Source organism: Paenibacillus sp. Cedars (assembly GCF_003184205.1).
GTDB lineage: Bacteria > Bacillota > Bacilli > Paenibacillales > Paenibacillaceae > Paenibacillus_AQ > Paenibacillus_AQ glucanolyticus.
Genome location: NZ_CP020866.1, coordinates 2,505,963 through 2,523,041 on the forward strand (window position 1 = coordinate 2,505,963; position 17,079 = coordinate 2,523,041).

Below are 17,079 nucleotides of genomic sequence, written 5' to 3' on the forward strand. Positions count from 1 at the left end.
GGAGGAGAGATCTGTGAAGAGGAGATCCAGTCTGATTTCTCAGCAAATGTCTTCACAACGGAAAAGTATGACCCTCCTCGCGGTCATTTCGCTCGCGCTTGGTGTTGCTATTGTGAGTCAGGCTGGACTGCTTGCTGAAGCAGTCCAGCGGGTTTTTGTAGAGAGTGCTTCCTTTTCATCGGTTGCCGTGCTGCTCGGCCTGCTTCTGGCTGTTATGGTTATACGCACATTGTTGTCGTATGGAAACGGTAAAGTTGGCTTGCGTATGGCTGCCACTGCGAAGACGAATATGCGAGCAGCTGTGCTGCAAAACTTGACCCATGCCTCCATGCCTTCAACCCTTCTTGGACAGACGGGAGGGAAGGTCAGTATTGCTCTGGATGCTGTGGATGAGGCTGACAGTTATTTCAGTCAGTACATGCCGCGTATGATGGAAGCTGCCATGATCCCGCTACTGATTCTGGTCGTTACATTTACCCAACATGCCAACACAGGTTTCATTATGCTGTTTACGGCTCCGTTTATCCCGTTGTTCATGATTCTGGTGGGGCTGAAAACGAAGAATAAATCCGAAGAAAAATATGCGCAGCTGGCCGAGTTTTCAGGTACGTTTCTGGATTCTCTGCAAGGGCTGGTGACGTTGAAACTATTTGGACGGGCCCGCCATCAGCAGCAGGAGATTGAACGCAGCAGTCTGGGCTACCGTGATGCCACGATGGGCATTTTGAAGATTGCGTTTACGAATACCTTCATGCTGGAATCGATCGTGATGCTAAGTATCGGTATTGTCGCGCTCGAACTGGCTATCCAGCTGCTCGTTTTCAAATCGATGACGTTCCATACTGCATTTCTCGTTCTGCTGCTCGTTCCCGAGTTTTACAGTCTGTTAAAGAACACGGGAACGGCCTTTCACAGCGGACGAACCAGTATGGGAGCGGTTCGCAAGGTGGAGCAGATGCTGGAGGAAACGGCAGGGGAGAGCTGGAACGCGAATGACAATGAAGGAGCAGGTACATCCGAAGGAATCGACAAGATCATTGCTCATTTCGATCCAATTCACATGCCGCCATCGTTGGAACTGGACCATCTCCGGTTTCGATATGCTCCCGATTCTTTCGAGCTGGAGACTGGACGGATCACGCTGGGTCCGGGAGAACACATTGCCATTGTTGGCAAGAGTGGTTCCGGCAAAACGACTTTGCTCCATCTCATTGCAGGTTTGCTGAAACCAGCCTCGGGAACCGTACTGGTGAATGGAAGCCCACTCTCACAATACGATGAGAGCGCATGGTTCGAGTATGTTAGCTACATTACACAGCATCCGTATATTTTTGCAGGCACATTGGCTGAAAATATTGCAATTGGGGCTGGTGGAAACATCACCAGGGCTGAAATTGAGCGAGCGGCAGAGGAAGCCGGACTTGCCGCGCTTACCGCCCAATTGGAGCATGGATTTGATACCTTTGTGGGTGAAGGAGGCAGGGGGCTGTCCGGCGGGGAGAAGCAGCGGCTTGCTCTGGCACGCGCTTTTTTGAAGCGGCCTGCCATCATATTGTTTGATGAACCTACAGTTGGGCTGGATTTGCACACCGAGCGGGTACTGCAGCGCTCCATTGCCAAGCTGGCCAAGTCGGCTACGATGATAACGGTGGCTCACCGATTATATACGATCCAACAAGCCGACAAAATTTTGTATATGGACCGTGGAGTGCTGGTGGACGCCGGACGGCATGATGAGCTTCTGGAGCGTCTGCCCCAGTATGCCGAGATGGTTGATGTAGAGCGGAAAAGGGGGGATGACCATGAATGAGCTGGCTGTTCTGTCCAAAGCGATGATGCAGGAGCGCAAGGATATTGTCCTATCGATTTTGGGTGGTTTTATCGCTGGCATAGCCGGTGTGGCACTCTTTTCCGCGAGCGGTTATTTGATTTCGCAAACGGTATTTGCGCCACCGCTCTATACATTGATTGTGCTTACCTCGCTGGTCAAAATGCTGGGTCTGCTTCGGGCGGCGAGCCGTTATGGAGAACGCTTGTATTCTCACCGGGCGACGTTCTCCATGCTCAGCCGTTTGCGCACATCCTTTTTTGCCAAGTTAATTCCTTTAACGCCCGGTATACTGAACAAAAATCGAAGCGGGGATTTGCTTGCGCGGATCGTTGGGGATGTGGAAAGCCTGCAAAATTATTTCTTGCGTGTTGCTTATCCCCCGATCATGGTAGTCATGGTGTTTTTAGCAACGGTGTTGTTTACTTCTGCCTTTTCACTCTGGATTGCCCTTCTGTTTGTGCTGGGCATGCTGGTAACGGCATTCGTTGTACCGGGAATTGTTTTGCTCGGGCAGCGGAGAATCCATGGACGCGTTCGCGAGCAGCGGGCGCAGCTTTCCACGGAAGTTACCGAAGTGTTGTATGGATTCCGGGATTTAAAAGTATACGGGCAATTGGCACAGCGGGAGCAGCAGCTTCAGCAGGCTTCCTCAACACTGGCGGCCGAGCAGCAGCGAGCAGCCGGGCACTTGCTGCGCGGGCAATCGATGCATGCTTTGGTTACGTTTCTCATTTCCTGGGGGGTGCTCGCGCTGGGTGCCTATTTAATAATGGACGGGGCGCTCGCCGGGGTGTTTCTGGCTATGCTGGTCATGGCCTCGTTAACCGTATTTGAAGAAGCGGCGGCAATGGCGACATTACCCGCGTATAAGGAGGATAGCGAACACGCAGCTAAACGACTGACGGAAACGGTTCAGTCCACCGCCGTGCAATCTTCGCAGCCAGGCGGCACGTTGGCTGTGGATCATGCTGTTTCGATTGAGCTATCCGGTGTTACGTTTCAATATGAAGGGGAATGGAGAGCGGCGCTCAGGGATATGTCGCTGCTCATTACACCCGGATCCAAAACGGCGATTGTCGGGCCGAGCGGTTCAGGAAAATCAACGATTATCGACTTGCTGCTCAAGCTGCGTACACCAATGGATGGTGATATACGATTAAACGGCATTTCAGTGAAAGAACTGGATGAGGCGAGCATATGGCAAGCGGCTAACGTGGTGCTGCAGCAAAGTCATTTCTTCCGGGGAACGATCCGGGACAACCTGCTGTTGAATGGAGAAGAGCACACAGACGAACAATTGTTGGAAGTGCTGACTAAAGTGCAGCTGCCCGATACATCGTTGACCGATAGGGTGTATGAAAAAGGGGAGAATCTGTCAGACGGGGAGAAGCAGCGGCTGGCTCTGGCACGGGCGATGCTTCGCAAAGGACGGTTATGGCTGCTGGACGAACCCACATCATCGCTGGATTATGTGACAGAGCAGCGCGTTATGAAGCATCTCTATACACAGGCAGCTCATGATACACTTCTCCTGATATGTCATCGGCTTACCGGATTGGAAGAGATGGACCAGATTGTGGTCATGGACCAAGGCAGGGTAATCGAAACAGGTTCTTATCCGGAGTTGATGGAGCAAAAAGGCTATTTTTATGAGATGAAGCAAATTGAGCGGCAAATGATCGGAGAAGTGGGAGCGTAGACAAGACGACAACTCGCCCATAAGGTGTAGCCTACTGCCCGCACTGTGATGGTCCTCTGTTTGCAGGCAAGGACGTAGCGGTTATTGGCGGAGGAAACTCCGGCATCGAAGCAGCGATTGATCTTGCAGGCATTGTAAGTCATGTGACGGTTCTCGAATACAATACGGAGCTAAAAGCGGACGCCGTTCATCAAGATCGTCTTTACAGTCTGCCTAACGTAACGGTCCTGAAGAACGTTCAGATAAAAGAATTTACTGGAACAGATAAGTTGAACGGTGTTTCTTATATTGCCACCATGGCGCTACCACCTTGCCAGGTGTGTTTACTGCCGGCGATTGCACAAACAGTCCGTACAAACAGATCATCATTTCTATGGGATCGGCGCAAATGCTGCTTTAGGCGCATTTGATTATCTTATCCGCAATTAATACAATATCTAATGTTTAAGCGGTCGCCTAACTACCAATCAGGTAGTTAGGCGACTTTTATTATTTTGATAGGAATCAATCCCAGCACCATGTTCACGTATAATCTTTAGTAGATAATGAAGGTATATTTAGGAAATTAGTGTATAAAGAGTCATTATTTCCTACGAAGCAAGTGCAGTATTGATTGACCTTGAGGGAGGCAATCCCCGAGGTTTTTTATTCATATGGACGTTCGCCTTGTCAACGAGTAAGAAACTGAATACCTTATGACATATAACCATAAAAGGAGGAAAACACATGAGTGAAGTTCTAAGACACGGATACCATCATTGTCATCAGGGTCATGGTTCAGTTGGGGCAATATTGGTTCTTTTTATCTTGTTGGTGATAATTACTAGTTCTTTCTGTGCTTGGGTATAATTCTCTCGCCCAAGGCTGTTATGCCCGTTTCTTTAATGGCATAAGTGTCATGCATGATTGCCTTCATGGCTTAATTCCTATTCTGAACTGTTGCCTATGTGTGATAAAGTCCCCAAGACTTTAACTTTCATATCCATTCAAAAGGCCATGAAGCCCATGCCTACATGGCCTTTCTTCCGAATTTACCATATGCAACACCGATATTCACCTATCACTTCGCTCATGAATCATTCCACCTACCTTATCGTATGATGGTTACATAGAAAGGTAAGGGTGTACAAAAAAAGTTGAATGTGGAAGGGGGGAGCAGCATTTAGTACTTATCAACTACAGCCCCTAATGTAATCCCTCTCACATAAGGTTTTCCACTGAGTACCTGAAACTCTTCTGCTGTCCCTGTAACAACCACGCCCAAAATACGAACATCACTCGCATCCGGTTTAGATTTATCTTTCTTTAAATAATTGTAGATTCGCTTGAAATCATAATGGTAGTTTCCTTTCAGCTGAACTCCCCGTTCCAAAGCATCAAGAAACGGCTGTTCCGTTGCTTCAATTGCAGGTTCGGTTGGGGAGATGCCAAATCCGTGAGCCCATGACTCTGAATGAGGAATTGCGTAGCTCTTGTTTCCGTTTCCATCGATATAGGGTTCATAAATTTTTTTGTTATCGTAGGTGTCCACCCAATACCAAGTCTGGGTTAGTCCTGAAGGAGTCAGCTGTTTCACCTCACTTAATGAATAGCTTTTGTCAAAAGAAATGGCCATTTCAACCAGCTTTGCTGGATCCATTTCCTGAAGCAGGGGGAGATCATTAAGGATTTTGCCGTTATAATCTACTCCGGGAATATAAAACAGCATTTCTCGTTGCCCGTTCAGACCATTGTAACTGCGTGAATACTCATAACTGTTTTTTTGCATGTGAGCATCGGGTATTGAAATGCTTTGCTTGGTACTTCCAGACAAGGAAGCGAAACTGCTTTTTGTTATACCATTTTTGTTTTTAACGCAAGCGATAAATCCCTACAATATTTTAGGTTTTTTTAATATTTTCCCACTTTTTTCTTAAGCAATCTTTTCTATTCTTAATGCATTGGGAAACGTAACAAGCCAGGATGGAGGTCTGAAACTTAACTGAGAAAGGATGGATCGGTCAATCATGAAAAAATGGCTCCGTAAGGATGCTTCGGCGGCCATGTTGTTTCTCGTGCCAAGTGGTATCGGATTTGCACTCTTTTATCTTATTCCATTTGTCATGGGCGTGTACTATTCCTTTATGAGCCAATCGGTGGACGGTCATTTTGTGGGGCTCGATAATTACCTGGAGCTGCTTGGAAGTGGTTCCTTCCGCAAGGCGGCATCCAACACGTTTTACTTCAGCGCGGTCAGTGTTCCGCTTATGGTCATGCTGTCCCTGGGATTAGCGATGCTATTGAATAAAAAAATATATATTCAAAAATGGCTTCGGACAGCTTATGTCATGCCGCTTGTTGTGCCCGTCGCCTCCATCATCATGATCTGGCAGCTGCTATTCGATTGGAACGGCTCCTTGAACGCCTGGCTGAACAGCTATGGATATGAACGGGTGGATTGGATGAAGACGGAATCGGCACGTGGGGTCGTAATCATGGTGTATCTATGGAAGAACATCGGTTACAACGTCATTTTATTCCTGGCGGGGCTGCAGCAAATTCCGAAGGATTACTATGAAACGGCCCGGATTGAAGGGGCTGGTCGTTTACGACAATTCCGAAGCGTGACGCTGGTCTATCTGACTTCCACCATGTTTTTTGTTGTAATTATGTCCATTATCAACTCATTCAAAGTGTTTCGGGAAACGTATCTGATCGCAGGTGATTATCCTCATGACAGCATTTACATGATGCAGCATTATATGAACAATATGTTTGCATCACTCGACATTCAGAAGCTGACCGCAGCGGCATCCTTGATGTTTGTCTGTATTATGCTGATCGTCCTGGTGCTTTTTGCGATTGAACGACGGCATCGACAGTACATGGAATAGGAGGTGGAGCGAAGTCTGTGCGAGTAGTCTACATATTGAAAAAAAGTGCTTTAACGTTTCTCATGGGCGTTATTGCTGTGATCTTAATATCACCTCTTGTGATTACATTCACAAATTCATTGATGACAGAACTGGAAATTGAGATCAATTATGGCCTCATCGGGCAAATGAATGAAGCGACTCCAGGTAGAGACGACTCCTTTGCAAACCTGAAACTGATTCCGGACAAGGTGTCTTTTGCACAATATGGGAAGGTGTTCATCGACAATCCGAAATATTTGAGCATGTTTTGGAATTCCGTGTTCATGGTGGTGCCAATCATTGCGGGCCAGACCCTCGTAGCAGCCCTAGCTGCCTATGCATTCTCCAAGCTGAAATTCCGCGGCCGGGATCCTATGTTTCTTGTATATGTCATGACGATGCTCATGCCATTCCAAGTAACGCTGGTACCCAACTATATTATGGTCGATAAGCTTGGCATGCTGAATACCACAGGCGCCATCATCTATCCTGGCATTTTCGCAGCATTTGGCGTGTTTATGCTCAGGCAGTTCATGCTGGATATTCCCTATGCCTACATTGAAGCTGCCAAAATGGATGGCGCCGGGCACTTGCGGATATTTATGACAATGATCGTTCCGATGATTAAGCCAGGACTGGCCGCTCTCGTGATTTTGCTGTTCGTCGATTATTGGAACATGGTGGAACAGCCGCTTGTTTTTCTGGACGACCCATTCAAGCAGCCGCTGTCCGTTTTTTTATCCAGTATCCATGATAGCGAGCGGGGGATTGCCTTTGCTGCATCCTTCCTCTATATGGCCCCGATGGTGATGTTATTTCTGTATGCGGAGTCGTATTTTATTGAGGGCATTCAATTGTCAGGAGTTAAGGGTTAACTTTTCAGGGCGGTTTTTAGGAGGAGAAGAAAAGGATATGGAGTTAGGAAAAGGGGTTGCTGACCTAAGACGAAAGCGAATCATTCAAGTCGTGTTCATGGGTTTTATGGGATTGCTGCTGTTCTTCACGTTATTCAGTAACACGCTGCAATCACTCACCTTGCCGAAGGTGACTACGGAACAGCCGAAAATGGGAGGCATCGAGTTAGCAATCGAAGGAAGCGGAATCCTTCAGTCGATTGCTGATACTAAACTATCCAGTTCAACGGACTGGAAGGTTCAGCAGATTCTCGTGAAAGAAGGGGAACGTGTTAAGAAGGGGCAGAAGCTCATCACCTATGATAGTCAATCGGCAAGACAAGAAATAGAACTTGAAGTAACGAATCTGGAAAAGCAGAGAATCGAGCATCAGAATCTTCAGGACCAGTTTATTCAGTCGTCCATCGATGAAGATGAACTTAAGCAGCGCAGCGCAAAACGTGAAATTGAAAAAGGTAAACTTGATATGGTTGCGCAGGAACGCAAGATCAACCAGATGAGAGAACGTCTGTCAAAAGATCAAGTACTGACGGCTCCGTTCAACGGGATTGTAACCAAGCTGAATGCAGTAGAAGGACTGTCATCTGCGGGCGAGCCGGATGTCATTATCTCGAACAGCAGCCAAGGCTACCGATTTGAAGTGGGTGCGGATGCCAAGCGCTTGTCCAGCATAGGGGTATCCATCGGAGAGCGGATTGAGGTTGAGGTAGATACAGATAACAAGCAGCGAAGCAGTGTCATGGACGGTGTCATTGAAGAAATAACCAATGCGGAGCCGCTTATAGAGGGGGGATCGGATGAAGGAGCGGTGACGACAACCGTCCCTCAAAAGATCATTCGCATTAAGATCATAGATGCCAAGCTGAAGGGAGGTGAGCAGGCTCGAATCAAAATCGAGAAAAGCTCACACGAAAAAGGACTGCTTGTTTCAAGCGGCGCTGTTCATCAGGATCGGGATGGCATGTATGTTTTTGTGGTTGAAGAGCAGCCAGGTGCACTCGGTAATGTATTTGTTGCCCGTAAAGTGAACATTGAAATCAGTGAAAAGAATGACAAAGAAACGATGATCCAATCCGATCGCATCTATGAAGAGGATAAGATCATTCTGAAAAGCAGTGAGCCTCTGCAAGATGGAAACCGTATTCGATTGGAATAGTGAGGCGTTTCAATAAGAGAAGATCAGGAGGAATTTGTAACATGAAAAAATGGCTATCGATCATTTCAATGGGTGTTATTATCGCAAGTTTAACCGCATGCGGCTCTGGAGAAAGCGGGAAGGCGGGTCAGTCCACAACGAAAGAGGGAAAAACGGTGCTCACCCTGTCGCTGTTAGAGTCGAGTCCGTTCTATAAGACGCTGGAAAAAAAGTTTGAAGAGAAACATCCGGATATTGATCTGCAGATCCATGAATCTAAAGACTACGAGAAGTATCGAAACACAACGAATACAGCCATGTTATCGGGAAAAGGCATGGATATCATTGAAGCTGACGTCCTGCCTCTTAATGAATATGTGAGCAAAGGTTTTCTTCTCGATATGAATGATTTACTGGAGCAAGAACAGACGTTGAACAAAGACGATTTACAAACCACTATTTTGGACGGTTTGAAGGTGAATGAGGGGGTTTACGTGATCCCTTCGGGCTATTCCTTCAGTGTGTTTATAGGTGACGGGGACATGCTGGGCAGCGCCAATGTGAAGTTCGATGATCAGACCTGGAACTTGAAGGAGTTCGAGCAAGTTTCGAAGGAAGTTATCCAAAAGAATCGTGGTGCCGATGAACTTTATGCGTTGGCAGACTATCCGCCGGAATACCTTTTTCAGGAGATGTTATTTACGAACTACACTGCGTTTGTTGAGGCTTCCGCCAAAAAGGCAAAGTTCGACTCGCCCGAATTTGTGGATCTGCTCCAGCAAGCTAAGAAAATGTCTGACGATAAAATCATCACATCAGAAGTGGCAAAGGCGGGCAATCAATTGTTCTACTCCAGCCGGATCGGATCACCAACTGATTTTATCGAAGGTCCTTATACGATTTTTGATAATCCCAAGCTATTGCAAATACCGCAAGCGGGAGAAGCCGGAGATCGTACAGGCGCGAGAGTTGTTCCTTTGTCTCAGTTCGTAATCAATGCCAAAACGCCGGTAAGAGATGAAGCCTGGAAGTTCATCACTTTCTTATTGTCGGAAGAAGCACAATCGATACAAGAAAGAACAGGGTTCTCGATGCTTAAATCCGTGAATGAAAAGATGATCAATGACCTTCAGGAAAAAGTGAAAAGCGGCGATTATACGCTTTCGAATGGGGAGCAGGCAAAAGTATCTGATGAACAATTCACCGTCTTTAAACAAATTGTAGAATCCGCCGATCAATACGTGGAACTGGATGCTAAAGTGTTAAACATTGCCCGTGAAGAGTCCTATGCGTTCTTCAGCGGACAGAAGACTGCGGAAGAAGTGGCTAAGCTGATCCAGAACCGGGTAACCACCTATTTAAACGAATAGGAAAATGACAGGAAGCAGCCCACATACGTGCGCTGCTTCCTATTTCACAGAAGAGGGAAAGCGAAATATAGATTTTTTTATCGGGAGGTACATTTATGCACAGGCCAAAAAAATACATGGCAGTGGTGCTATGCGCTGCGGTGTTGAGTCAATCTTTTGCCTTTGACACATACGGGGCATCCGCAGCTGAGTCCCTTTCCAAATCTGCTGCAGCCGCGTCGATGTTCACACTGGATCAACTCGGCTCGGTCACATTGAAGCAGAGCGTCAGTGTGAAGCTGACGGATATGAATATTTTTGCACAACCTGACGGGAATATCCTCACGTACACGCTTCGTTACAGCAATAACAGTGGCAGCAGAGTAGATCTTATCGATTATTTTTCCAAGGTTTCCACGCCAAGTGGCGCCATCGTAAAAGGAAAAGTTGTGACGAGTGATGCTGGTAAAAGAACGGTGCCTGCGAACAGCAGTCAATCCGTGACGTATTATGTGAACATTGTACGATCGGCACAGGTAAACGGAATAAAGGTTTCCATATTCGGATGGGATTTTAGCAGCGCCACTTATGAGAAGAAGCTGGGAGGTTTCACGATTCCGGCTCAGTACTCATCTGTAGTTCCTGTAGGCAAGAGCAAGAAGATGAAGATGAATAATCTTTCAGTTACGGCCAAGGCAGACACGGTACAGAGGTATAAAATCAATGGAAAAGTATATATAAAATTGGGGATGAAGCTCTCGAATGGAGGAACCAAGGTGCTTAGCGATCCAGGATATAAAGCATATCTCAAATCGGCCGGCGGCTCGATATTTGAGCTCTTGCCCGAATCGGTTAGCACTGGTTACAAGCTCCAGCCTCAGGAGAGCAGAGTCATTTATTATTGGGCGGAGATTCCTTCCACGATGAAGACGAATGGTATGACATTGCAGCTGGCGCAGGAAGACGAAGCTTTGAAAATACATCTTCCGGTGCAATCGTTCAAACTTTCTGCGGCAGCTTCGGATATCGCCGTGGCTAAAGGCAAAAGCACAAAGCTTATGATGAAACAGCATCCTGTGACAGTGAAGGCAGAAAGAATGCAGCGTATGAAACATAACGGGAAAGTGTATTTGAGAGTCGGGGTCAATTTTGCAAACGGAGGTAAGAAGGTGCTAAGTGACCCTGGATATAAAGTACAAGTAAAGTCGGCTGGCGGCTCGGTATTCGACCTAGTGCCTGAGGACGAAACAGGAGGCAGTTTCAAGATCCAGCCAGGGCAGAAGCGAACGATTTATTATCTGGCTGAGGTTCCGTCCACACTCAAAACCGATAATATGACGATGCAATTCATGCAGGAAGATGAAGCATTAAAAATGACGCTGCCAGTAAAAACCTTCAAGCTGCCTTCCGTTACGGCTGATGTGCCTGCAGCGGATTATGCCGTCAAAAAAATATCCGTTAATGACCTTATGATTGAAACGCAGTTGAAAAGTGCTTCCGTATATGCTGAGAACGAAACCGGGAAATGGAGCCTACAATTCCGAGTTAAAAATCTTGGTGAAAAATCATTGAAGCTGCCGGCGTATGAGCTTTCCATCCTCACGAATGAAGGATACAGCATCCCGGTGAATGCGAAGGCACTTGCCAATGTTACACTGAAGCCGTTAGAAGAAAAGCTGATTGATCTCAATGCAGATGTACCATTGAACATGAAACAGAATATGCTGCAGCTGCAATTAACGGAGCCTGCGGTGGAAGGGAGGATCAGCTTCCCGGCTGCCCACTATAAAATTCCTTATGCTCAGGAAGGTAAAAGCCATCTGGGCTCAGAGAATGTCATCGAGAACGACCATGGGACATTCGGCGTAAAGCTGAACTCATATCAGCGGCTGCCATGGGGAGATGGGGATCAAATTGCAGCCCGTATCAGCATTCGTAACACCAAAGCGTTAACCGTACAGCTGCCGGAACTCAAAGCCCAAGTTAAGGCTGATATGCGAGACCTCAGCAGTACAGCTCAAATCGTGATTCCGAATGATCAGACGACTCTGGCGCCTAATGAAACCGTAGAGCTGTATGTACTTGCCAATGTACCGTATTCCTACAAATTTAATCAATTACGAATTGAGCTGCAGGAAGTTTCAGGAGAGGACGTCACGAGGTTTCTGTCACTAAATACCCGGGCGGTCAACAATGTGGTGAACCAGGTTGCTGCAGGCGAATCCTATCGTATCGATACTCCAGGCAAGAAAGCGGAGGTCCGTGAACGAATGAGTACCGTCTACCAAGACAGCAACTCCAATTTGATCTACACGGAACTGGAGATGACCAGTCAGGAAACACGTCAATCCAAGCAGGCGCAGCTGGTGGCTTACTACAAAACACCGGATAACGAGTATTTTGAGGCAGAGGTCAATCAATCGTCCGTCAAGACAGGCCCGAACGGAAAAAATCTAGTTACCGTTTGGAGCAAGCTTCCGCTGAATGTGAATACTTCACAGCTTGTATTGTATGTCGGCGAAGGTGTAGCAGGCGAAAAGTTGACAGATCAGCGGGAAGAATCAACGGAAGTTATTGGATCGATCAATACGGTGGGATTAGCACTTAGCCCTAGAGCTTTCCAACCAGCAACGAATCTAGGAAATGTGGAATTGTTTCCTTATAAACTCTCCATTACGAGAGGAGAAGCTAGACTTAGTGAAGGGAAAGACACGCTTAATACCGCTATTCATTATAACCTCTCCAGGAATGGCGATTACGAGACAGGTGAATATGAACATAAACTCATTATGGAGATGATTGACCCGACCGGACAATCCACGGAGAAGACGTTAACACTCGGCACCGATTTGACCATCGGCAGCAATAAATCATACACCATTACATTGAATAACGACTTCCGCAAAAACGTAAGTGGAGGGGGAGTTCGCCTCAATCTGTATGATGAGTTCCAAGGGCGGAGAATGCTGCTTGGAAGCCAGTCGTTTCCGATTATTTATGAAGAGAATCAGGGGAACAAGTCGGATAGCGATTAAATACGATCTATATAGATTGAACTAATGAAAAGAAGAATTTCAACGGAGAAGACGGAATTATTCTGGAGAAGCGGTAGCGGTCGCCCGAAAGCTTTCCAAAGGAAAGCTCGCATCGGAAGCATATACAGCACCCGGATTTCAACCATTTTTAAATAGATTGATAGAAATCTGGGGGCAACAGCGATCGGAAGAATAATCCGTATTCGTAGTAATGCTCGGGCTGAGAATCTTTAGTTCAACTTATATAGACATAACTCTTTAAGAATTCTAAAAGGATTATTGAGATATTCCAGCTAGACTGGTATAGTCGGGAGGTGCTTACAAGCGGTTGGATTGAATTACTGAATCCTCCTGCCTGTAGTCTCAAGTTTCAATAATGTTGCAAAGTGAACGAAGAGGATGGATACCATGAAGCGGATTACAATTCTCGTTGCAGACGATGAGGCAGAAATTGCGGACCTGATTGAGCTGCACTTAAAAAAGGAAGGCTATGATGTCCTTAAAGCGGCGGACGGGCAGGAGGCGGTACAAGCAGCTCAGACGCATTCCGTCGATCTGGCGATACTGGATATTATGATGCCCAAGCTGGATGGTTATGAAGTCATCCGGCAAATTCGGGAACAACATCACATGCCGATCATTTTTTTGAGCGCCAAAACGTCCGATCTTGATAAAATTGCTGGGCTGGTGAGAGGCGCAGACGATTATATGACCAAGCCCTTCAACCCGATGGAGCTGATCGCGCGCGTGAATGCCCACCTTCGCCGTTATATGCAAATGAGTCAACCGACGACTTCCGGCAAACCCGCGCTGGAAGCGGGAGGGGTGGTCATTTACCCCGATCAGCGGATTGTGACCCTGTACGGCGAAACGATCGAGCTGACGCCCAAAGAATTTGACATATTGCACTTACTGGCCAGTTACCCAAAAAAGGTGTTTAGTACCGAAAATATATTCCAGCACGTATGGGGCGAGGCCTACTTTGAAACAAGCAATACGGTTATGGTGCATATTCGGACATTGCGGAAAAAGCTGCATGAAGATACAAACAAAAACAAGCTGATCAAAACGGTTTGGGGGGTAGGCTATACGTTCAATGGCTAACTTGATACGAAGCTTCCGCTCCAAAATGATTGTGCTCTTTGGCTTAAGCATGCTTATATCCGGCATCATCATGTTCGCATTATACAAAATTCTGCAATATTATTACCGAACTCAGGTCAAATTCGAGGATCCGCTGGCTTATGTCCGCTTGTTCATAAGAACGGTCGGGGACATTAATTTTTTTCTGATATTTTTTATCCCGTTGGCGGTCTTTTTTTTCTTACTGCTTACGAAGCCTTATGTGGCTTATTTTAATGAAATTTCTGCGGGGATTCGGCATCTCGCCAACGGTGATTTTGACAAGCGGGTTTCGATCGCGTCCCGGGACGAATTCGGGGATATCGCGGCGGATATCAATCTGACCGGTGAGATGCTCAAGCAAGCGGTGGCGAGAGGGGATTTTGCCGAGAGCAGCAAAGATCAGCTGATACTGAATTTGGCCCATGATTTGCGTACACCCCTCACTTCCGTTATCGGTTATCTGGATTTCATTCTCAGGGACGAGTTATTGACCCCGGAACAGGTTCGGCATTATACAGGCATTGCTTTCGCGAAGTCGAAGCGCCTGGAGAAGCTGATTGATGAATTGTTCGAAATCACGAGAATGAATTACGGTATGCTGCCGGTCGAAAAAGCACCCATCGATTTAAGCGAGCTGCTGACGCAGTTAAGCGAAGAATTACTTCCGGTTTTTGAGAAGAACAAACTGAAAGCCCGATTGTTTGTTACTCCGCATCTGATTATTTCGGGTGATGGAGATTTGCTAGCACGCGTGTTTGAAAATTTGCTGACCAATGCGATTCGGTACGGCAACGACGGTCAGTTTGTCGATATTCACGCTTTCCTTGAAGCAGAAGTAGCGGTAGTTCAGGTGATTAACTTTGGCGACCGCATCCATCCGAACGAACTGCCGCATCTATTTGACATGTTTTATACTGGCGATAAATCCCGGAATCATCGGGAGGGCAGCACAGGCCTCGGCTTATTTATCTCGAAAAATATCGTGATGCAGCATCATGGAACGATTACGGCCGACAGCAGCTTGATTCGTACAGCTTTTGAAGTACGGCTGCCGCGAGGCATGCAGATACCTGAATAAAAAATGATAGGACTGACTATGAAAGGGGGCGCGGAGGGCGATTTGCGGAAATATGTATGGGTATGGTTATGGTTCGGTTTATTAGCTGTTATCGGCTTGGCCGCTTATGGCGCAAGCTCCTCGATTGACTTCCAGTCATCCGGGAAATTTGAGATTAACGGTAAAACCGTGAGGCTTCCTGTAATTAACTACAACGGAAACGTCTACGTCCCGCTTCGCCTTGTAGGGGAAGAAATGCATTCCGAAGTTTATTATGATGAGAACAAGGAATTAATCTCGATCAAACAGCACAGCTTAGCATTCGATGAGCAAATAGAGGCACCCGTTCCATCCATTGCTTATGAGCACGAGTATAAGGATGGTAGCGTATGGATGCAGGAGATTCCGCTGCTGCAGGGAAACTCCTGCTGGAATGGATGTCTGGAAATGAACGATCCGGTAGTACAATGGGTGTCTGAATCCGGGTATCCACCGGTTCGCATGAAGCCTGGATCAAATCTTGTCATCACTTATCCGACTGGATTGGAGCCTGACGGATTGATGATATCTAACGTCCTTGATATGGGCAACGGCACAGAACAGTATATTGAGATGATGGCGGATAATCATCGAGTACAGCTGCCAACGGAACAGGGATTTTATACGATTTTAGTTAATTCGGACTGGGAGAGAGGATTCACCTCGTATGCTTTTGTTATCCATATTACGGACTCCGATGATCTAGGCGATTCATCATGAATCAGAAGCGTTAGCGAATGCGTCGGTGTCACTTTTCAAAATTAAAAGTCTAAAAACCCCATCATGTTTTCATGATGGGGTTATATTCATTGTCAAACTGCCTGACTGGACACTTCAATGCTATTCATGATCTATCCGTTTGTACTAAGCGCCAACAACCGTTTTAGATTATCGTCGATAAATTGATTATCGGCACTGTTGATCCCGCGTCCGGCAAAGTGGCCCCAGATCGACTCGATCGGATGAAGAACAGCATTAGGCATAAGTTTAGCCTCGTATTCGTTATCGTCGGCCGAGCAGAAGAGATCCGTGCTCCCTGGCATGATGCAGGCCAGTGCTTGAATACTTCTGAGCGCCTTATCGAAATCTCCGTTATAGGAGGGGGTTGCGCTAATATCTGCATGTTGTCCTGTCCATAACATGGCCAGGACATTGTGCGGATCCATCTTCATAAAGCTATCTTCCCAGACGCCAGTCATAAAATCCGCCAAGGATTCAAACCCCATCTCACGATAAAGTCCCTCTCTGTAAAATGCCTGCGATACGCCCCATCCTGCATAGACTCGACCAACGGCACGCATGTCGGCAGAAGTCAGCTGATGGAGTTTACTTGAGTCGAAGTGGACTGCAGCCAAGAGCGCGGCTTTCATTCCGTCCAGGACTACATTCGTGTGGGGCCAGGTCTTGGCTAAGCCGGCGAAAGGTGCAATTCGTTCCACCATGTCGGGATAACTTGCTCCCCATTGGAAGGCTTGAATACCTCCCATGGACCATCCCACTACAAGCGCAATCCTTTGAATGCCGAATTTTTCGGTTACCAGCCGATGTTGTAATGTAATGTTGTCATAGATGGTTACCTGCGGAAAATGGGCCCGGTCGAACGGGGGAGGCGTGTTGCTGGGTGACGAGGATAATCCATTGCCCAGCAGATTTGGAACGATAATGAAATATTTGTGCGGATCCAGTGCCATGCCGTGTCCGATCAGCCATTCGTTCTGGACATGCTGGTCGCCAAAAGCCGTTGGATAGACGATGACATTATCTTTCTTTTCATTCAATGTTCCATAAGTCTTATAAGCAAGAAAAGCGTCCGGTAGCGTTACTCCTGATTGCAAGGTTACGTCACCCAAATCATAAATCTCATAATCCATCGTGTTGTTAACTCCCTTCAAAATAAAACCAACTTGTAGAATGTATTTCTTGTGATTAGTATAGATCTGTTATACTCTCAATAAAAGTGAATGGATTTCAAAACAGCATTCAATTTTATTGAAAGTAAAA

Annotated in this window: 12 protein-coding genes and 1 pseudogene; 11 read left to right on the forward strand and 2 right to left on the reverse strand. The window is 46.7% G+C overall.

Annotated elements, in window-relative coordinates; genetic code table 11:
* Positions 1-13 precede the first annotated feature (13 nt).
* The 3 genes and pseudogenes from cydD to B9D94_RS13220 form a co-directional block, all read left to right on the forward strand.
* A complete protein-coding gene (cydD, locus tag B9D94_RS13210; protein ID WP_148247217.1) occupies positions 14-1,810 on the forward strand; it encodes a thiol reductant ABC exporter subunit CydD in 1,797 nt (598 codons plus the stop codon).
* Complete coding sequence (gene cydC, locus B9D94_RS13215; protein ID WP_036637769.1) at positions 1,803-3,530, forward strand: thiol reductant ABC exporter subunit CydC; 1,728 nt, start codon at positions 1,803-1,805, stop codon at positions 3,528-3,530. The genes cydD and cydC overlap by 8 nt, the downstream gene beginning before the upstream one ends.
* A gap of 23 nt (positions 3,531-3,553) precedes the next feature.
* Positions 3,554-3,959 (forward strand): annotated as a pseudogene (locus B9D94_RS13220) (FAD-dependent oxidoreductase); the annotation flags it as partial.
* Between the two features lie 733 nt (positions 3,960-4,692).
* Here the strand turns inward: B9D94_RS13220 and B9D94_RS13225 are convergent.
* On the reverse strand, positions 4,693-5,343 hold the full coding sequence (locus B9D94_RS13225; RefSeq protein ID WP_148247218.1) for an anti-sigma factor C-terminal domain-containing protein: 651 nt from the start codon (positions 5,341-5,343) through the stop codon (positions 4,693-4,695).
* Positions 5,344-5,536: 193 nt separating this feature from the next.
* Here B9D94_RS13225 and B9D94_RS13230 point away from each other — a divergent pair, with 193 nt between their 5' ends.
* The 8 genes from B9D94_RS13230 to B9D94_RS13265 all read left to right on the forward strand — a co-directional run bounded on the left by B9D94_RS13230 (position 5,537) and on the right by B9D94_RS13265 (position 15,798).
* Positions 5,537-6,403 carry a carbohydrate ABC transporter permease gene (locus B9D94_RS13230; protein WP_148247219.1) on the forward strand — a complete coding sequence of 289 codons (867 nt, stop codon included), beginning with the start codon at positions 5,537-5,539 and terminating at the stop codon, positions 6,401-6,403.
* Between the two features lie 17 nt (positions 6,404-6,420).
* A complete protein-coding gene (locus B9D94_RS13235; protein WP_148247220.1) occupies positions 6,421-7,299 on the forward strand; it encodes a carbohydrate ABC transporter permease in 879 nt (292 codons plus the stop codon).
* Between the two features lie 37 nt (positions 7,300-7,336).
* Positions 7,337-8,494, forward strand: coding sequence for an efflux RND transporter periplasmic adaptor subunit (locus tag B9D94_RS13240; RefSeq protein WP_148247221.1), 1,158 nt, complete (start codon positions 7,337-7,339; stop codon positions 8,492-8,494).
* 41 nt (positions 8,495-8,535) lie between these two features.
* Positions 8,536-9,843 carry an ABC transporter substrate-binding protein gene (locus tag B9D94_RS13245; protein WP_148247222.1) on the forward strand — a complete coding sequence of 436 codons (1,308 nt, stop codon included), beginning with the start codon at positions 8,536-8,538 and terminating at the stop codon, positions 9,841-9,843.
* Between the two features lie 95 nt (positions 9,844-9,938).
* Complete coding sequence (locus B9D94_RS13250) at positions 9,939-12,857, forward strand: hypothetical protein (protein WP_148247223.1); 2,919 nt, start codon at positions 9,939-9,941, stop codon at positions 12,855-12,857.
* Positions 12,858-13,265: 408 nt separating this feature from the next.
* Positions 13,266-13,961, forward strand: coding sequence for a response regulator transcription factor (locus B9D94_RS13255; protein ID WP_148247224.1), 696 nt, complete (start codon positions 13,266-13,268; stop codon positions 13,959-13,961).
* Positions 13,954-15,060, forward strand: coding sequence for a sensor histidine kinase (locus B9D94_RS13260; protein ID WP_063480731.1), 1,107 nt, complete (start codon positions 13,954-13,956; stop codon positions 15,058-15,060). Before B9D94_RS13255 ends, B9D94_RS13260 begins: the two co-directional genes overlap by 8 nt.
* 42 nt (positions 15,061-15,102) lie before the next feature.
* Positions 15,103-15,798: a copper amine oxidase N-terminal domain-containing protein gene (locus B9D94_RS13265; protein ID WP_253806151.1), complete on the forward strand. Its 696-nt coding sequence runs from the start codon at positions 15,103-15,105 to the stop codon at positions 15,796-15,798.
* A gap of 131 nt (positions 15,799-15,929) precedes the next feature.
* Here B9D94_RS13265 and B9D94_RS13270 read toward each other — a convergent pair whose 3' ends face one another.
* Entirely contained in the window at positions 15,930-16,949 is a 1,020-nt protein-coding gene (locus B9D94_RS13270) for an alpha/beta fold hydrolase (RefSeq protein ID WP_148247225.1), read from the reverse strand.
* Positions 16,950-17,079: the final 130 nt, after the last annotated feature.

Excerpts from the sequence above, each read along its gene's own strand:
- B9D94_RS13260 (WP_063480731.1), top strand. The coding sequence starts at position 13,954 with ATGGCTAACTTGATACGAAGCTTCCGCTCCAAAATGATTGTGCTCTTT.
- cydC (WP_036637769.1), top strand. The coding sequence starts at position 1,803 with ATGAATGAGCTGGCTGTTCTGTCCAAAGCGATGATGCAGGAGCGCAAG.
- B9D94_RS13245 (WP_148247222.1), top strand. The coding sequence starts at position 8,536 with ATGAAAAAATGGCTATCGATCATTTCAATGGGTGTTATTATCGCAAGT.
- B9D94_RS13240 (WP_148247221.1), top strand. The coding sequence starts at position 7,337 with ATGGAGTTAGGAAAAGGGGTTGCTGACCTAAGACGAAAGCGAATCATT.
- B9D94_RS13255 (WP_148247224.1), top strand. The coding sequence starts at position 13,266 with ATGAAGCGGATTACAATTCTCGTTGCAGACGATGAGGCAGAAATTGCG.
- B9D94_RS13250 (WP_148247223.1), top strand. The coding sequence starts at position 9,939 with ATGCACAGGCCAAAAAAATACATGGCAGTGGTGCTATGCGCTGCGGTG.
- B9D94_RS13270 (WP_148247225.1), bottom strand. The coding sequence starts at position 16,949 with ATGGATTATGAGATTTATGATTTGGGTGACGTAACCTTGCAATCAGGA.
- B9D94_RS13230 (WP_148247219.1), top strand. The coding sequence starts at position 5,537 with ATGAAAAAATGGCTCCGTAAGGATGCTTCGGCGGCCATGTTGTTTCTC.